The sequence below is a fragment of the uncultured Dokdonia sp. genome (assembly GCF_947492535.1).
Lineage (GTDB): Bacteria > Bacteroidota > Bacteroidia > Flavobacteriales > Flavobacteriaceae > Dokdonia.
Genome location: NZ_CANLNH010000012.1, coordinates 110,966 through 127,078, shown reverse-complemented (window position 1 = coordinate 127,078; position 16,113 = coordinate 110,966). Strand labels below are relative to the sequence as shown.

Sequence of the window (16,113 nt, the reverse complement as noted above, 5' to 3'; positions counted from 1 at the left end):
ATGAAGAAGAAACCTTCAAAATCAAATCTATTCAGATTTGTAACACTTAGAAATCCACAATTAATTGCTGAAGAAAAGAAAGATCAAGGCTTTGTATTTTTCCCAGATACTTTATACAGTCAGTTTATGACTGCTCTTGATGGTAAAGATCAAGCAACACAAAAAGTGGTAATGGATTTATCTGTGGCTGAAGCGCCACCCTTATCAACAAAAAAAGAAGTGCGTGATCAAAATGAAAACTTATACCGCTTTTCATCTTGGTTAATGCGTAATAAAAATCAACTTACGTATGTTGAGATTAAAACAGCTATTGCTGGGGTAGCTCCTTTAACGGATGAAAAAGAGATAAAAATTTGGGATAATTTGGTATACCAAACCATTGAGCGTACATCAACGTATGTGAGAGAGGCAACCATTCAAATGCTTATTGCTAATAAGTTTGTAAAAGCTTTTTTAGAATTTTCTAAAGATCTTGTAGGAGATATTGTCTTTACAGAAGATCAAGAAAAAGAATTTACGCGCAGAGCACACGCTAGTGTTGTGATTTCTAAAAGCATGTATAATGTAGATGTTAAAGAAACAAGTAAAAAGAAACGAGTTTCAAAACGTGTTCAAGAAGCTACAGAAAATGAAGTAAAAACTGTATTGGCAAAAGAGCGCATTGCTTCTTACGAAAAAGTAATAAAAGAACTTGATGCCGCAGAACTTGTTATCAAGAAAGAGAATCAAGAAGCGTATGATGCGGCTTTAAGTACATACAATAAGGGAGTTGATACGCTTATTAAAAATGCAACAGCAGTAGTTAAAGAAGAAGTGAACACCGTAACTGGAAGAACAGAAACTAAAACAACATATCCAGATTTAGTAATTCCAGAATTTGAATTTGATAGAAAACCTGAGACAGAAGAATCTGTTATTTCAAGTAAAATATCAGGTACTTCTTTTGATGTATTAAAATCTGATGGTTTATTAGAACATGGGACAATTGCGAAAGTAAAAGAAGTATTAGTAGATACAATTGCTAGAGAAAATGAATTTGTAATAATGCAAACTCCTAAAAAAGCGAAACAAGTAAAAATAGGAGGGTCTGTAGTCACAGTATCAAATAAAATAAATGTGCCTGATGCAGATTATAGTATGCCGCCATTACATCAAACAAACTCATCAGGTGAGCGAGATATCAATATGCATATTTATCGTCAGCTAGATGGAGTTCAGATTATATATGTGGAGTATGAAGTCCTGATCAATAATATTACGACACTTTCAGGAACTGAGTTTACAGTTTCAGATACACCTTCGGGAAAATTACTTAAATTTTTCCCAAGTTTAGTTGCTTTTCCTCCAAATACCACATCATTTATGCTTGAAGGAGAAATCGTATTAAGCGATGGTCGATCCTTAACTTTTAATCAACAAGTGTTTAGTACAAGTTTAAACCTAGGTGATTTTCATGAGACGACAAATACTGGAACTGTACCTGTTTCAGATAGAAAAGTATATGGTGTAACAAATCTTGGTATTGCCGATTTTAGACGCGTAGAACAAGAAGTTTGTTGTTATGTGCCAGGTGAAGTATCTCACATAGAAAACATTCTAGCAAGAGAATATAAAGAACGTTCTACACGAAATTTAACGAGTGTAGAAACAACAACAGAAGAAACCACCGAGCGTGAAGTAGAAAACTTAAGAGATACCTCTACAACAGAACGTTTTGAAATTCAAAGTGAAGCCTCTTCTATTGTAAATGAAGATAGTGCACAAGATGCTGGAGCAAATGCAGGAGTAAGCGGTATGTTTGGAGGAACTAGATTTAATGCCAATGCGTTTTTCAATACCTCTTCATCAAGCTCAACGTCAAATTCAAATTCTGAAGCACAAACCTATGCAGAAGAAGTAACAGAAAGAGCCTTAGAGCGTGTTGTTGAAAAAGTGACCCGTAAACGTACATCCCGTATTCTTAAAGAGTTTGAAGAAAATAACAAACACGGGTTTGATAATACACAAGGGACTGAACACGTGACAGGTGTGTACCGTTGGGTAGATAAAATTTATACCAATAAACTTGTGAATTATGGAAAACGACTCATGTATGAATTTGCAATTCCAGAACCTTCAAGATTCTTTAAAGAAGCTATTGCATTACAAGCAACATCTGGAACGGTAAATCCAAATACAACCGTATTACCAGAAGAGCCACAACATCCAAGTGAGATTGGAATGATTGCACCTACAGTGGTTTTAGCTGGAAATTATAAAGCATTTGCTGGCGCATATAATGCTGAGGTTAATGCTATGCCACAACAATTTATGAGTGTGTCAGACTCATTTAGTGTAAAAGGAACTGAATATCTGGCAGAACATTACTATCCTGGCGCGAGTAATTTTAAAATGGAAATCCCAGATGGATATGAAGTAATTAGTGCACAAGCAACATTAGGATTTACTTTTGTTCCACATGGTAAAGAAAGTACATATGGAGCTATGACAGTTGGCCACCATTATACAAGCTTACCTAATGCTTCTAATGATAAAATTGTGAGAAATTATAGTTTTTCTTCCAATCCAATTCAAAAAGAATTAGGAGTAGCTTTTCATGGAGCAGATGTAGGGGGAGCTTCTATAGGAGTGGTCGCTAATTGTCGAAGAACTTCAGAGATCTTTGAGCAATGGCAACTAGAAACATTTAATGCAATTATGGATGTGTACGAAAACCAACTTCAGGCATATAATGATGCATTAGCAGCTGTAGTGACACCAGTAGAAGAAGATCCAGGAAACGTTTCTTTTAATCCATTATTTAATCGTAGTGTTGAGAAAAAAGAAATCAAACGTATTGCTATAGAGTTATTGGCAGATCAACTAGGTCAAACAATAGCCAAGGAGAATTATGAAGATGTAGATGGTCTAACAGGTATTTCTAAAGTAGTTAAAAATAACGCCTTTGATACACATGCAAGCACGGTAAAATTCTTTGAGCAAGCCTTTGATTGGGATATTATGGCCTATTTATTCTACCCATATTTTTATGGAGAAGAAGAAAACTGGAAATCTTTATTTCAAGAAAACGACGCAGCAGATCCTATCTTTCAAGCTTTTTTACAGTCAGGAATGGCACGTGCAGTAGTACCCGTACGTCCAGGATTTGAAGAAGCCGTAAACTGGTATATGGAAACAGGAGAATTATGGGAAGGACAAGGTCTTGTGATTGCTGAAGATAACGACCTATATCTTTCTATTTCAGAAGAGATGCAAATTATAGAGGGCGAAGTAGAAAAAGAATGGGAAACTCGTGTGCCTACATCATTAACGATTGTTCAAGCAGACGCTGCGGTACTTCAGGAAGAAGGATTGCCATGCTATTGTGAAAATGAAGAAAGAGATAGTACTATAGAGCGCGGTACAGCAATTCTTACCGGAACTCAGAATACACCAGAACCTACAACACTTACAGAGATTGAACCAGTATCACAATCTGATATAATATTAAATCCAATTCCTTTCCCTGAAAGAGAGGGAGGAGATCAGATCACTTTTTAAGAAGTAGTTTTTAAAAAACCTTATCCCTTTTGCGAGAGTTAGTAGTGGTTACGCTCCTGCCTGCCAGCAAAGTCAGGTTCGCGAAAGTTAATACAGCCCATATTCACGATGGATATGGGCTGCGATAAGGGAGTATAAGTATCTATGTCTGCACATATAGATACGATGTCTAATTAAATAAAATAAAAACAATGAGCATATTTGAATTTGCAGACCAATTGGGGTTTAATCCTCCTATTGTGTTTGAAGATAATGCTGTTTCTGAGGAAGGGGTTTATAATGATGTAATTGATTTTGATAAACTGGCTAAAACTATTGGGAAGTATAGAAGTTTTGAGTTTGATTATAGTGAGTATATTTCAAATAAAACAACTACACTTACAATCAATGCATTAGATGGAACAGAACCTCAATCTTATGAAATTCACATTCCTTTAATTGTAAATGACCCAGAAAAGGGAGAAAGAACTTTACAGTTATCGGGCGTGCTAAATAAGAAAAAAGGAAAAGTAAATAGAAATGAAGGAAGTGCTTTATTTAGTTTTAAACTAGATGCAAGTAAGAGAATAATTAGTTACATAAAAAAGATTAAATATGAAACAAGCAATGAAATTGCAATACGAATAGAAACTCCTATTTATGAAGACTATATTTCATTATCAGAGATCGTTAAGACTAGAAGGAACAAAGAAGTAGATGCATTAATTATTAGAGAGTTTAATGATGCTTTTAGAAATGTTTCTGATGACGCGACTTTAAAATGGTTGTATGAAAAAGCACCTCTGTTTGTATTAAAACAACGAGGCAATGAAACTCTTATTAAAGATTTAAAAACACTGCTTACGTATGATCTAGAGGGTGCTTTAAGTTGGTTTAAGGATAGTGGTACTGCTATTATGAAATTACTTTTTGGGTTTACAGATCCAAAAGTTTTGTATGATTATTTTAATACAAAACCAGAAGAAGCTATACGAATATATGACGCACTTCAAGGAACAGCAGAAGTACAGTTTACAACATTATTAACCACGTTAGCTCAGTTATATACTCGAGAGGTTAAAAATGATGAAACGATACAAGAAGCCTCAAGACGAGATGTGACTTTCAATATAGGTAAAGGGTATAGATTGAATAGTGATATTCTTATAAAAGATGATCAAAAGAATATTAAACTTGAGCGATTTGGACCAAGAGAATTTGAATTTGATATACAACTTAATAATACAGAAGGAGAAACTGTTGATATTCCATTAAAAGTACCTATTAATGCTCTATTAGATGGACCTACTATTTTTCACCCGTTAGATCTTGTAATTTTAAAAGATGCAAATGGGAATGGTGAAGTGCCAGTTTGTGCATTAGAAGTAAAGTATCTTTCTGATGAAGCTGAGTGGGAAACTGTAATCAATACAACTTTGATTATTGTGAATATTGTAGGTATACTAGTATCTGCAGGAGCCTTATCTGCAGGAGCTACAGGATTTACAGCAGTTATTGCAGCAGCAGATATTGTGATAAGCACCATTGATATCGCTGTAATTCTAAGAAGACCAGAATTAAAAGGAACTCAAGAAGGAGCATGGCTTGATAGAAATTGGGAAGCGATAAGTGGCTCTTTTGCGATTGTTAGTGTATCATCTGCTGTAAGACAAGGTCTTATTAAAAATGGTCCTGGTATTGTAGGAAAGCTTAGCAAAGTAAAAGATGCCAGCGCTATTGTAATTAGAGAACGTATACAAAGATTACTCTTTCAAGCAATCATAAATGTTGAAATTTCTAATTTTGGGAATGTAGCGTTTAAAATAGTACCTATAAACCAAGTTCGCTCAGTATTAAAAACTAAAATAGTACAATCTAATATAGATCGTTTATGGAGATTAGGAGTTTCAGTATTAGAAGGTCAAGTAGATGGAAAAGCAATTTATGGTTTGATGCATCAAGGAGAAGTAATACTCTCTGGAGCAACTAAAGAAATTGATAATTTCCTTAAAACTAAGATTTTTACTCATGGAGCAAAAGATGCAGAGATATTAAAAATTTTAGATAATATAGCAGAACGAGTTAGAAACGTTGGATTTCATCATATTCCTACTTCAGGAGTGATTATTAACTCACAAACAAAGAAAGGTTCATATCTTGTTGGTAGTTTTGCTTCGGATTTGCAATTTATATTAAAACAATTGGATTATCCTGAAATAAATAAAATAGATGATCTATTTCCTTTGTTAGATGGACAGAGGTTTAATTTATTAAATGTTTCTGATGATCTTTATGAGTTTTTTGTTGAAACTGGAGGTTTTTTTAAACAAGTAAATGCAAAATGGGTAGACTCTGCAGTAGCAAAAAAAGTAGATGTTGTTATAATGTCTGATTTTAAAGCTCTAAGAAATCCAATTTTTAGAGATGGAATAATAGTAGGAGAAAAACTTTCTGGTTTTGGAAAAGAAATTCATAGATTTGAATGGAAGCATGGGTATCGTTTTGACCCTAAAACAAAAATGATGGTTCCTCCTGAAAAAGCAAAAGGTCTTCCTAGTATCACGGAGTTTAAAGAAAATAAATTATAAAATAAGAATATTATGACTATAACAGAATATATTCCATTTATACAGGATCAGTTCCAAAATATTAAACAACAATATAGAATGAATTGGGGTGGTGAGAATAATGATTATATATACGATTTAAGCAGTGATAGTGTATCACTTAGTTTTATGACTGAACGTAGGGAAGAAGGAATGAGAATTGTGATAAAAAATTTAAAAGCAAATGAATATTATACGATTTTTGGATTAATTAAAATTAAAAATCCAGATAATAATTATTTAACAGAACAAGAACTAAACATAAGTAAAGGATATAAAGATCAAATTAAAGGAATTACTTACGTAAGTGCTATCTTTCTAGAAAGATTCTGTCAAGATGTCCTTTCTGGAGATTTTTTACAAGTTGGTCCAGGATTACCTAGTTAGATTTATATTCAACTCTTGCTTGCCTCGCTAGCGCTCGTCTATGACAGGTGCCGTCAAGAGTGCATAGAAAGTAATAATTTGCAAAAGCTATGACCATGTGTTATAGCTTTTTGTATTTTGAAGTAAATAGGAAAGAGGTTTTTGTGTTCTTAAATTCTGGAGACACTCATCACAGACTAGCGCTAGCGGGGGTGATCCTAAAACAAAAATGATGATTCCGCCAGAACTAGCAAAATAAAAAAATCTACGCGCATTAACGAAAATAAATTATAATACGAAAGATTATGTTAATAACAGAATATATACCTTTTATTAGGTCACAATTTCAAAGTATAAAAGAAGAATATAAAATGGATTGGGATACTGATAGTAATCAATATCTTATTACGTTAAGTAATGAAAAGGTATTGATAAAATTTTTTACTGAAAGAAGAGAAGAAGATATAGGTATTATTTTGAGAAACAAAAAGATAAATGAATTTTATTATGATCTTCCTTCATTAAAAGGTTTTGATAATTTTAATGAGGGATTAACGGATATTGAAATTTCAGAAGTAGAAACATTTACTGATGATATAAAGGCTACAGTATTTTTATTTAGAACTTTTTTTGAAAAATATTGCCAAGACATGCTTTCTGGAGATTTTTCACAAGTAGGTCCAGGGCTTCCTAATTAGATCTATATCCTTTTTACCTGCTACCTCCAGTTTGTAACTAATAGAGATAGGAGGTCATTAAAACAACAATAATTTGTAAAAGCTATGATCATACGTCATAGCTTTTGTGTTTTAGGAAGATAAGTAGGGCTTAGTTGTCTAAATAATATTTATAAGAAGTTCTATTAGTTAAGTTTCCTTATTTATTAAAGCATCCGTCACAGACGGGTGCTAGCGGTGAATTAAGTAGTGATGATGGTTTTAGAATTCTAATTGAATTTGATAATCTTGGAAATTTAACAAGTGCATACCCGAAAATTAATTAAAATATAGTTACAATGGAATATAAGTTTACAACGAAAGTCTTTGGTCAAGAAGAGATATATGGTATAGAGTTTGATTCTTTGTCTGGAGAAGAACAAGCTTTATTTGAAATAAATTCACATGCTTGGAATTCAAATAAAATTCAAGATATATTAGGTGAAATTCAAGCGCTGAAAGGAGAAGAAAATTATGATTATCAAGTTGAAGATGGGAATTTAGGTATTTCTATTTATACAGATGAAGTGTATTTTTTTAACCTAACAAATAGAAAAGAGGAAGAAGAGTTTATTTGGACTACAGAAAAGTTTGTTTTCTTTTTAAAAGAATTTCAGCAATTTCTAAAAGACAATAGGAGATAAGTTTTATACTGTAAAAATATTTCCTTCGCTTCCGCCACGCTTTAGCATGGTGACGATAAGAGTAATCTAAAATACAAAAAGCTATGACGTATATTCATGGCTTTTTGTATTTTAGGTAAATCCCTAAGAGTCATACAGTATAAAAAGCAACCTTACTCAAAAAGGCGTAGCGTACGGCTTATAGTCATAAAGCGCTCTAAAAGGATTCTGAACATTATTTCGATCTCTAGGTAAATCTGTTGTTGCATTTGAGATAGTGATCTCTCCTCCCATAAGTGTATGAGGATTACGAATCATGTGTTTTTTTAAGTTTTTCATTGTTTTTTGTTTTTCTATTAAATTACTACATATACATATAATATCATCTTAATCAAATGCTAAATGTGAGCTATCTCAATAAAAAATATAGATTCTTATAAGTATACAACCGCTATAAATCTTAGTTGCTTGCCTTGGGTTTTAATGCCTTTTATTTAAAATAATTTAGAGCGTAAATTTTCACCTTTTCGCGAAAGCGAAAAAACATTTCTACATATACACTAATAGTAGAAAAATGTCTCAATTTTAATAACAAAGACGTTACTTGTCGATTAAGAGCAACAGTACGTCGATTTTAATTGAGAATTAAATTTGCTGATTCTTTTGTGTCAAAAGAATTTGTAACTTAAAAATTAATGAATAAAGTCCATACATTAAAATAGATCGTATAAATAGAAAACACTAACATAATGAATACACTAATTAAATTTTCTTTGGTTTTTATGCTGGTTTTTGTGTCTTGTGGCACTTCTAAAACCGTCATTCAATCGAAAAAAGTCATGAAAGGAAATTGGGAATTAAATTCCGTCACTCATGACCAAGCAGGTACATATACTATCAAATTACTTCAAGATGCCAGTGAGGCATGTTTTGAAGGAAGTACTTGGCGATTTATTCCTAATAACAATTCAGGATTGTATACGATAAACGATAATAGTTGTGTCACCGGAGATCGCAATTTTATCTTTACCATTCAAGAAATAAATAAAGAATCGGGGCTCTATGACTTTTTACTCAAGCCTACATCAAAATTGGGAAAAGCAGATAAGGATCAAACGAGGGGATACCGATTTTCACTTACGCACTTAGATGTAGGAGTTATGCAATGGCAACAAACAGTTAATGTAGAAGGGACTCCCGTAACCATATCATTAAATTTCAATAAAGTAGAATAAAAATATAGTAGTAAACAAAATCGTTGAAGATGAAAATAAGTACAAAAAAAATAGGAGGCGTAGCATTGGCATTAATGATTAGTGTTTCGCTAATCAATTGTGGAGCTGTTCAAAATGCTAATAATAAACAAAAAGGAGCTGTAATCGGTGCAGCAGGAGGTGCTGTATTAGGTGCCATACTAGGAAATAATATAGGAAAAGGGGGGAATGGAGAGATTGGTGCTGTTATAGGAGGTGTTGTAGGAGGCGCTGCGGGTGTAATTATCGGAAATAAAATGGATAAAAATGCACAGCGTATTGAAGAAGAAATTCCTGGGGTAGAAGTAGAGCGTGTAGATGATGATATCATTGTTACTTTTGACGAAAACAGCGGAATTAATTTTGATACCAATAAACACAATGTTACAGAGCGTTCTAAAGTAACCTTAGATAAAATGGCAGGCTTACTACGTGAATTTCCAGACACTAATGTCTTAGTGATAGGCCATACAGATAGTACAGGTCCTGCAGAGTATAATATGACATTGTCAAAAAAACGTGCAGAAGCAGTTACAGGATATTTTACTAATGGACAGAGCATAAGCCCAGGACGTTTTACAACAAATTGGTTTGGAGAAACAAGCCCTATTTCATCTAACGATACTCCAGAAGGACGCGCACATAACCGTCGTGTAAATATTGTTTTAATTCCAAATGAAAAGATGAAACGCGATGCTCAAAATGCAGCGAATGGAGGGTAATAAAAGCTATTAAACTCTTTGGCGATGCCAACACATAGAGACTAACTGTCTGATAAGTAATTTTAATTTTTGTTTGTAAAGGTTTTGAGGAACTGAAACAAATTAAGGTTGATGATAAAATTACTTTTCAGACAGTTTTTTTGTGCATTATTCTGATGGTTTCTTGTATACGCTTTCGCGAAAGCATAATTAAACATAATACATATTAAAATATAACAAATTACATAAATAAATATATTTATTTGTAATATGTGTATGTTTTTGATTAATCTTACGACTAAGAAATCAAAACAGGTATAATGAACAATTCTTGATGTTTCTAATCTTACCAATAAACAATCGAGAACACAGTGAAACGTACTACTAACTAGTAGTTCTGTATAACAACTCCCCCAAACATGATAATTAAACTTTTAAAAACAATTGCTATGGAAACAGAAAAAATAACAAAAATCCTATTTTGGCTATGTGCAATACTAGCACCTGTACAAGGGATGATCGTTACTATGATCTTCCTGATTATCGTAGATTTTATAACAGGCTCTTATGCTTCTTTTAAAAATGGCGTGGCGATATGTTGTTACCGTATTATGCATACTATATCAAAGTTTTTTATCTATAACCTAGTGATTTTAGCAGCTTACTTTATGGAAATGCACATTTTGCAAGAAATCCCATTATTAAAAATTATTGCAGGGTTTATTGCTATTGCAGAGATCAAATCTATTCTAGAGAACTTTAGTAAAATTTATGGTGTAAACCCTCTTAAAGCGTTTACTAATCTTTTAAGAAATACCGCTTTTAAAGATAGCATAGAACAACTCAGGGACAAGCCCTCAAAAAAGAAGAAAAAGGAGGTGTAAAATGAATTTGTGAATAATGACCTATCAAAAAGTTGTCGTGAAATTTGAAGTGAATATTCCGTAGAATTTCATACTGTTTGAGCAAAGCGAGTTTAGGAAATTCAGGAATCGAGCAATAAATTTAGACAAGGTTTTGTAAGTCTAGACTTTTTTGATTCTTTTTTTTGGTGATGAAAAAAAGAATAGCTAATAAAAACACAAAAGGTGACTGAGTGATTTGCCGAAGGTAAATTGTATCGAAGTCACCTTTTGTGTTTTTAAATTTAAATTACTGCTTTATAATTTTTACCGTTTGTGATGTGTTTTGTAGATTATCTATAATTGCTAAAAAGTAGATCCCAGTCGTTAATTTTTCTACATCTAGTGTTGTACTATTTGCGGTCATTTGTTTTGTTTCTGAAAGCACTTTTTTTCCATTGATGCTATATACTGTAAGCGTAACATCGCTTTGGGATGCTCCAGAGATTTGGAGTAAATTGTTTACAGGGTTTGGAAATACCGTTACAGGAGTAATCACAGCATCTTCTGTACTTAATGCAACACCAGAAAAATAATCAAGCCCTCTATCATATACATCATTTCCTATTTGTTCTCCTAAAAAACGCCCAGGAATATCATCTATAGGTGGATGAATACCTCCCCAGATTCTGGATAAACTCGTTTGGTCTGATGCATCTTTATAAGTAGCCCATTGTAAGATCATATTTACAGAAGGTCCTTCTTCAAAAACTAAAAACTCATTTTGAGGAATTTCAAAGGTCCCCATCCCACCTGGAAAAAATGGATCACCCGTTACTAGCGTAAGAATTTGAGCAGCAGCGCTGGAAAATGTAGAATGACCAGAAATGTAACCTGCAAAAGGCGGAGTTACAAAAGTAGGTCGTTGGTACGGCCACCATCTATTGGCATAAATCCAATCAACACCAGCAATATCGGTATCTGGATCTGCTATAAAATCAGGCCCTCTCCAAACATTCATTTTGAGTTGTCCAACAAACTCATTGTTATCACCTGCTAGTGGGTCTCCTTCTTCAATTACTTCAATAAGGCCATCAATAAGTGGAAGTCCATGTGGGTCATAATTTGCTAAAGAGCTATCATCACTCTGCCCTCTTCCAGCCATATAGCGTATAGCAGAAATAGGACGTACATAATCATAATATCCTTTTAATCCCCATGTGTTTACAGCACTGTCATGCATCGCTGCACCTAATAAGAAATAGGTTTTGATATCCCATTCAAGATCACTTAATATTTCTCCTTCACCGCCTATTTTCTTTTCTAAAAGTGGGTTGTCATTTACATAATTCAAAATGGTGAACCAGTGTCCTGGAGGGGTTTCAGAATCAGGCCCATCTGCCCAGAACTCAGCAAGTACTCTAGCATAATCTGCTCTAGGTACCATTTGTGTTTCATACGGTTGTCCTGTTGCTGGATTTACAGCATGGCCAATACTTGCATCACCCCCATTTTCAAAATCATAAAAGTCTTGATACTCTTCAAACGTAGTAGGGTAACTTTGTATATTTCCAATACTTGCAGGTGAAATATCAATCATGACTCCATCAGCTGGATCTAACTGTTTCGACCAAGAAGCGACTAAACCAAATCCCCATTTATAAGGATCTTCTAGTGCATTTCCATCAGAATCTTGAATAAGAGAAGGACTTCCAGGGTCATTATATACATAATAGTCAAATCCATTTATAGGGAAGATTTCTAAATCCTCTTCACTTAGCGCAAAAGGCGTTACAATTCCCCATTCTGGACTTAAAAAATCAGGAACTTGTGTAGGAATCTGATTTCCAGATTGATCTATAAATGTTTCAAAAGCAAGAGGTTGCCATCTATTTGGATCTATTTCATTTGTCTCCTCATACATGTCGAGTAATAAGGGTTCGTTTACAGGAAGGTATGAAGTGTTTCCATAATCAAAATCTTCATTAGAACCATCTTGTAAACCAAAGGCAATCATCTGCTCTGCCATATAATTTCCTAATGCCGCAAATGATCCGCCTGAATAATCAGTATCTGTAAAAGAAGCATCATACGATAATTCAGAAAATTTAGCTTCTAGAGCTGGTAATGTCTCTTCTTCTCCCGGAGAGCTTGCAAATCGATGCATTAATAACCTAAAAACAGCATAGCTTATAACCTCATCTCGCGCCGCTTCTGTATCGGATTCATTGTCAGGAAGTGTAATTTCTTCAAAAGGTACTTGAAAACCGCCAAAAGATTTTCCTAAAAACAAAGGAACAGACGTCTCGTCAAAAATTGCCCAAGCATCATACATTAATACAGAGGTGTGAAAAAGATTTCGGGCATGTACCGTGGGACGAGCAAAATCATTACGGATGGCTTCTAGAAGTTCTTCATTCCATTCTCTCGCAATAGATTCCTGTGAATGTACAGTAATAGTACTTAAACAAATAAAAAGTACACAGAGTAATGTTCGCATCATAATTTCAAAGTTTATAGATTGGTTATAGTGAGTCTGTAGTCAATACTACATTTATGTGATTATCGTAAAAATAGGAATTCTTAGGAATCTATCATTTATAATGCTTGTTAAAAAGACTATTTATTGGTCTATGTATCTTAAAATGAGGATAAAAATATACATTTTTAATGCTTTTTAACACAAAACGCCAAGAGGAAAATCTTGGCGTTTATTCTAGTATATGGATTACTTTGTTGTAAATAATTCCTTTAATTGAGTGACCATGCCACTATTTCCAGATAGCGTAATCTCCCCGATTTTGTCGGCAATTTTTTCAACATACTCCATTTCTTTCAGCTTGTAAAGCATTTCGTTTTCTTCCATAAGTTTTGCTGTATTCAGCAAACTACGAGTGCTTGCGGTTTCTTCTCTACGTGTAATGACATTTGCTTGTGCTGTTTTTTGTGCAATTAACACACGATTCATAATGTCTTTCATTTCTCCGGTAAGGATAATATCACGTACGCCACAATTCAGTACCGTAACACCAAGCTTTTTTGCAATGTCTTTACTATCTTCAAAAACAGATTGCGCTAATGCTTCTTTACTTTCTAATAGTTCATCTAATGTGTAACTCCCTACAAAAGCACGAAGCGCTAGTTGTAATGATACATATAATTGCTTTTCGAAATCTTTTGCTTCTAGTAAAGCCTTCTCTACCTGAGTCACTTTATAGTGTGCGTAAAAGTTTAAACGAATCGTCGCTTTATCTTTAGTGAGTAACTCTTGACCCGCTATTTCTAGTTGTAATTGACGTAAATCTACTTTTGCAATTTTAATGGTAGTGTCATTCTTCCAGAAACGGTATGTACCTCCAGATAATGTCTTTACATATTCATCATTCACTAGCATGACAGCTTTTTCATGCGCTGCTACTTCAAACACACGGATATGGTTATATAGATCATACTTAGAAAATACAGCCCTGTCAATCTCTTCTGTGATGTCAATCTTGCTAAGATCGGCGCGTGTAAATTCGTATGTTACAAGACCTTTCCAAAAAACATAACGCCCAGCGGTAAGGGTTTGACTATATTTTCCGTTTTTGTATACAATCACAATCTCATGGTCTAATACATCAATAATATGCCATAATTTAACGAGTTCTTCATCTCGTAAGAACACTTCTAAATCGAGAGTATTTGATGTAAAAGAAAGTGCGGTATTGTATACGTTTACGCTTTCGCGAAAGCGTACCCAGTGTACACCCTCTATAAGGACGCGTTTGTAATCTCCATTCTTAAAAACTAAGCCGACTTTACCGGCGTTGATACGTATTTTTTTCATAATTCTCATGCCCGTGAAGGCGGGTATCTTTTGTTTTTAATCCCATCTATCTGGGAAATAGTTAAACTTCAGTTTTTGAGTATAGTACTCAGGATAACTTCTATGACCGGTATACAAAGAAGTTATGTTTTATTAGTAAAACGCTATTATGAAAAGTCTGAAGGACGAATTCAGAATAGTGAATTGATCTAGATGCTACCTAAAAGGTGTAATTTTCGTCAAACTGAACTTGTTTCAGTTTCTCATTACACGAGTAACGAATTTGATAAGATTCTGAAACAAGTTCAGAATGACGTATTAAGTTACTTTTTAATAGCTTCTTCATATATTATTTTTCATTTCGCTAGTGCTATTGTTTCTGGCATAGCTTTCGCGAAAGCATAATTCTTTTAAAAAACAATACAATAGCTATCATCCTTTATGAACGGAATAAGAGATTTTATAGACTAACCTATTATTGGTTTTTTAGAGATTGTAAACAAGAAAGAAACGTTTAGAAACAGCTCTTTGTCGAAAACAGGTGCTATAAAAAAGCAACAACTTTGTAGTATCTAAAATCAATGATTCAAAGTACATTCAAGATTTATTGTGACCTCCCTAAAGAGATAAACAACCGATAGCTCTTGTATTGTTTAAATTTATACAGATTAACAGTCTGTTGATCATTTTTTATAAGTTGATCATCTTGGTGGTGGGAAGTTTTTTAGAAGCTCTTCCCTTAACTTCACTAGAAATGGATTTTCAGTCCATTGTAGTACTCTGCCCATTGAGTTACAATTCTCATTAAGAATTGACGGGACTCGAACCCGCAACATCTACTACTGTTATTCTATCCGTTGAACTATCTCATAAATGAGAGTGGGACTCGAACCCACAACCTACAGTGTATGATTATTTTTGGAGAATAATCAAACCTCTATGTCAAATTGGATATGCGGTCGTCATACAAAAACTGTAATACCACATACAATAGTGCTATACAGAAACACCCAACAAGACTTGCATAGTGTGAAACAGATACGAGTCGAACGTATATCTACCCGTCTTCAGCGGGTCGCTTATACCACATAAGCTACTGTTTCAGTATTGCACGCTCACAAGGATTTGAACCTCAACCCTAAGTTTTGGAGACTTAGATGCTACCGTTACACCATAAGCGTGTGTCATATTTGAGATATGTATTCTCAATATATAGTGAAACAGATACGAGTCGAACGTATATCTTCAGGGCTTCAACCTGACGCTTATACCACATAAGCTACTGTTTCAAGTGTACATCAAGAGTATTGATGTACGTGCCTTCCGAGAATCGAACTTCAGACTTGTAGGATCTACCCACCGTGCTAGCCATTACACTACAGACACTTTATAACTCGATATAACGAGTACATTGTTTATGCAGAGCACAGTAATGAAGTTTATGTATAAACAACATTTTTAGTAGCTATAAATGTGTACTACTAAACTGACCACCACAATCAGACTGCACTCTTTTTTTGAATATGAACATGAATTCATATAAGTTAATTTTTAAATCCCGCCATACGCCGTGTTATGACGGGATATCCATTTTGAATGCCTCACTGATTCCAAAAGATGAAGTCACTCAATCAGTATTTACAGTGCAAATGTGAAATACTACTACGCAGTCTTTTTGC

The 16,113-nt window shown here is 33.9% G+C and carries 11 protein-coding genes and 3 tRNA genes; 8 read left to right on the top strand and 6 right to left on the bottom strand.

Features of this window, described 5'->3' with window-relative positions; genetic code table 11:
- From Q1A60_RS15770 to Q1A60_RS15750, 5 genes are all read left to right on the top strand, one after another.
- Positions 1 to 3,540, top strand: a complete 3,540-nt coding sequence (locus Q1A60_RS15770; RefSeq protein WP_299766894.1) for a hypothetical protein — start codon at positions 1 to 3, stop codon at positions 3,538 to 3,540.
- Between the two features lie 191 nt (positions 3,541 to 3,731).
- The gene (locus Q1A60_RS15765) at positions 3,732 to 6,107 is read left to right on the top strand and encodes a hypothetical protein (RefSeq protein WP_299766892.1); all 2,376 of its coding nucleotides are present in this window, start codon (positions 3,732 to 3,734) and stop codon (positions 6,105 to 6,107) included.
- A 12-nt stretch (positions 6,108 to 6,119) separates the two neighbouring features.
- Positions 6,120 to 6,512 carry a hypothetical protein gene (locus Q1A60_RS15760; RefSeq protein WP_299766890.1) on the top strand — a complete coding sequence of 131 codons (393 nt, stop codon included), beginning with the start codon at positions 6,120 to 6,122 and terminating at the stop codon, positions 6,510 to 6,512.
- A gap of 284 nt (positions 6,513 to 6,796) precedes the next feature.
- Positions 6,797 to 7,189 (top strand): hypothetical protein, encoded by a 393-nt coding sequence (locus tag Q1A60_RS15755; RefSeq protein ID WP_299766888.1) that lies wholly within the window; start codon positions 6,797 to 6,799, stop codon positions 7,187 to 7,189.
- 317 nt (positions 7,190 to 7,506) lie between these two features.
- Complete coding sequence (locus Q1A60_RS15750) at positions 7,507 to 7,851, top strand: hypothetical protein (protein WP_299766886.1); 345 nt, start codon at positions 7,507 to 7,509, stop codon at positions 7,849 to 7,851.
- 156 nt (positions 7,852 to 8,007) lie between these two features.
- On the opposite strand, the gene Q1A60_RS15745 is transcribed toward Q1A60_RS15750, so the two are convergent.
- Positions 8,008 to 8,169 carry a hypothetical protein gene (locus tag Q1A60_RS15745; RefSeq protein WP_299766883.1) on the bottom strand — a complete coding sequence of 54 codons (162 nt, stop codon included), beginning with the start codon at positions 8,167 to 8,169 and terminating at the stop codon, positions 8,008 to 8,010.
- Positions 8,170 to 8,579: 410 nt separating this feature from the next.
- On the opposite strand from Q1A60_RS15745, the gene Q1A60_RS15740 reads away from it, so the two are divergent.
- The 3 genes from Q1A60_RS15740 to Q1A60_RS15730 all read left to right on the top strand — a co-directional run bounded on the left by Q1A60_RS15740 (position 8,580) and on the right by Q1A60_RS15730 (position 10,668).
- Positions 8,580 to 9,065, top strand: coding sequence for a lipocalin family protein (locus Q1A60_RS15740; protein ID WP_299766880.1), 486 nt, complete (start codon positions 8,580 to 8,582; stop codon positions 9,063 to 9,065).
- A gap of 29 nt (positions 9,066 to 9,094) precedes the next feature.
- Positions 9,095 to 9,805: an OmpA family protein gene (locus tag Q1A60_RS15735; RefSeq protein WP_299766878.1), complete on the top strand. Its 711-nt coding sequence runs from the start codon at positions 9,095 to 9,097 to the stop codon at positions 9,803 to 9,805.
- Positions 9,806 to 10,233: 428 nt separating this feature from the next.
- Positions 10,234 to 10,668 carry a phage holin family protein gene (locus Q1A60_RS15730; RefSeq protein ID WP_299766876.1) on the top strand — a complete coding sequence of 145 codons (435 nt, stop codon included), beginning with the start codon at positions 10,234 to 10,236 and terminating at the stop codon, positions 10,666 to 10,668.
- Between the two features lie 268 nt (positions 10,669 to 10,936).
- Here Q1A60_RS15730 and Q1A60_RS15725 read toward each other — a convergent pair whose 3' ends face one another.
- The 5 genes from Q1A60_RS15725 to Q1A60_RS15705 all read right to left on the bottom strand — a co-directional run bounded on the left by Q1A60_RS15725 (position 10,937) and on the right by Q1A60_RS15705 (position 15,723).
- Positions 10,937 to 13,129, bottom strand: a complete 2,193-nt coding sequence (locus tag Q1A60_RS15725) for a T9SS type A sorting domain-containing protein (protein ID WP_299766874.1) — start codon at positions 13,127 to 13,129, stop codon at positions 10,937 to 10,939.
- Between the two features lie 225 nt (positions 13,130 to 13,354).
- The gene (locus tag Q1A60_RS15720; RefSeq protein ID WP_299766872.1) at positions 13,355 to 14,455 is read right to left on the bottom strand and encodes a slipin family protein; all 1,101 of its coding nucleotides are present in this window, start codon (positions 14,453 to 14,455) and stop codon (positions 13,355 to 13,357) included.
- Between the two features lie 1,009 nt (positions 14,456 to 15,464).
- Positions 15,465 to 15,537 (bottom strand) — tRNA-Phe (locus Q1A60_RS15715).
- A 7-nt stretch (positions 15,538 to 15,544) separates the two neighbouring features.
- A tRNA-Trp gene (locus Q1A60_RS15710) sits at positions 15,545 to 15,615 on the bottom strand.
- A gap of 35 nt (positions 15,616 to 15,650) precedes the next feature.
- Positions 15,651 to 15,723 (bottom strand) — tRNA-Phe (locus Q1A60_RS15705).
- Positions 15,724 to 16,113: the final 390 nt, after the last annotated feature.

Excerpts from the sequence above, each read along its gene's own strand:
- Q1A60_RS15770 (WP_299766894.1), top strand. The coding sequence starts at position 1 with ATGAAGAAGAAACCTTCAAAATCAAATCTATTCAGATTTGTAACACTT.
- Q1A60_RS15765 (WP_299766892.1), top strand. The coding sequence starts at position 3,732 with ATGAGCATATTTGAATTTGCAGACCAATTGGGGTTTAATCCTCCTATT.
- Q1A60_RS15760 (WP_299766890.1), top strand. The coding sequence starts at position 6,120 with ATGACTATAACAGAATATATTCCATTTATACAGGATCAGTTCCAAAAT.
- Q1A60_RS15755 (WP_299766888.1), top strand. The coding sequence starts at position 6,797 with ATGTTAATAACAGAATATATACCTTTTATTAGGTCACAATTTCAAAGT.
- Q1A60_RS15750 (WP_299766886.1), top strand. The coding sequence starts at position 7,507 with ATGGAATATAAGTTTACAACGAAAGTCTTTGGTCAAGAAGAGATATAT.
- Q1A60_RS15745 (WP_299766883.1), bottom strand. The coding sequence starts at position 8,169 with ATGAAAAACTTAAAAAAACACATGATTCGTAATCCTCATACACTTATG.
- Q1A60_RS15740 (WP_299766880.1), top strand. The coding sequence starts at position 8,580 with ATGAATACACTAATTAAATTTTCTTTGGTTTTTATGCTGGTTTTTGTG.
- Q1A60_RS15735 (WP_299766878.1), top strand. The coding sequence starts at position 9,095 with ATGAAAATAAGTACAAAAAAAATAGGAGGCGTAGCATTGGCATTAATG.
- Q1A60_RS15730 (WP_299766876.1), top strand. The coding sequence starts at position 10,234 with ATGGAAACAGAAAAAATAACAAAAATCCTATTTTGGCTATGTGCAATA.
- Q1A60_RS15725 (WP_299766874.1), bottom strand. The coding sequence starts at position 13,129 with ATGATGCGAACATTACTCTGTGTACTTTTTATTTGTTTAAGTACTATT.
- Q1A60_RS15720 (WP_299766872.1), bottom strand. The coding sequence starts at position 14,455 with ATGAAAAAAATACGTATCAACGCCGGTAAAGTCGGCTTAGTTTTTAAG.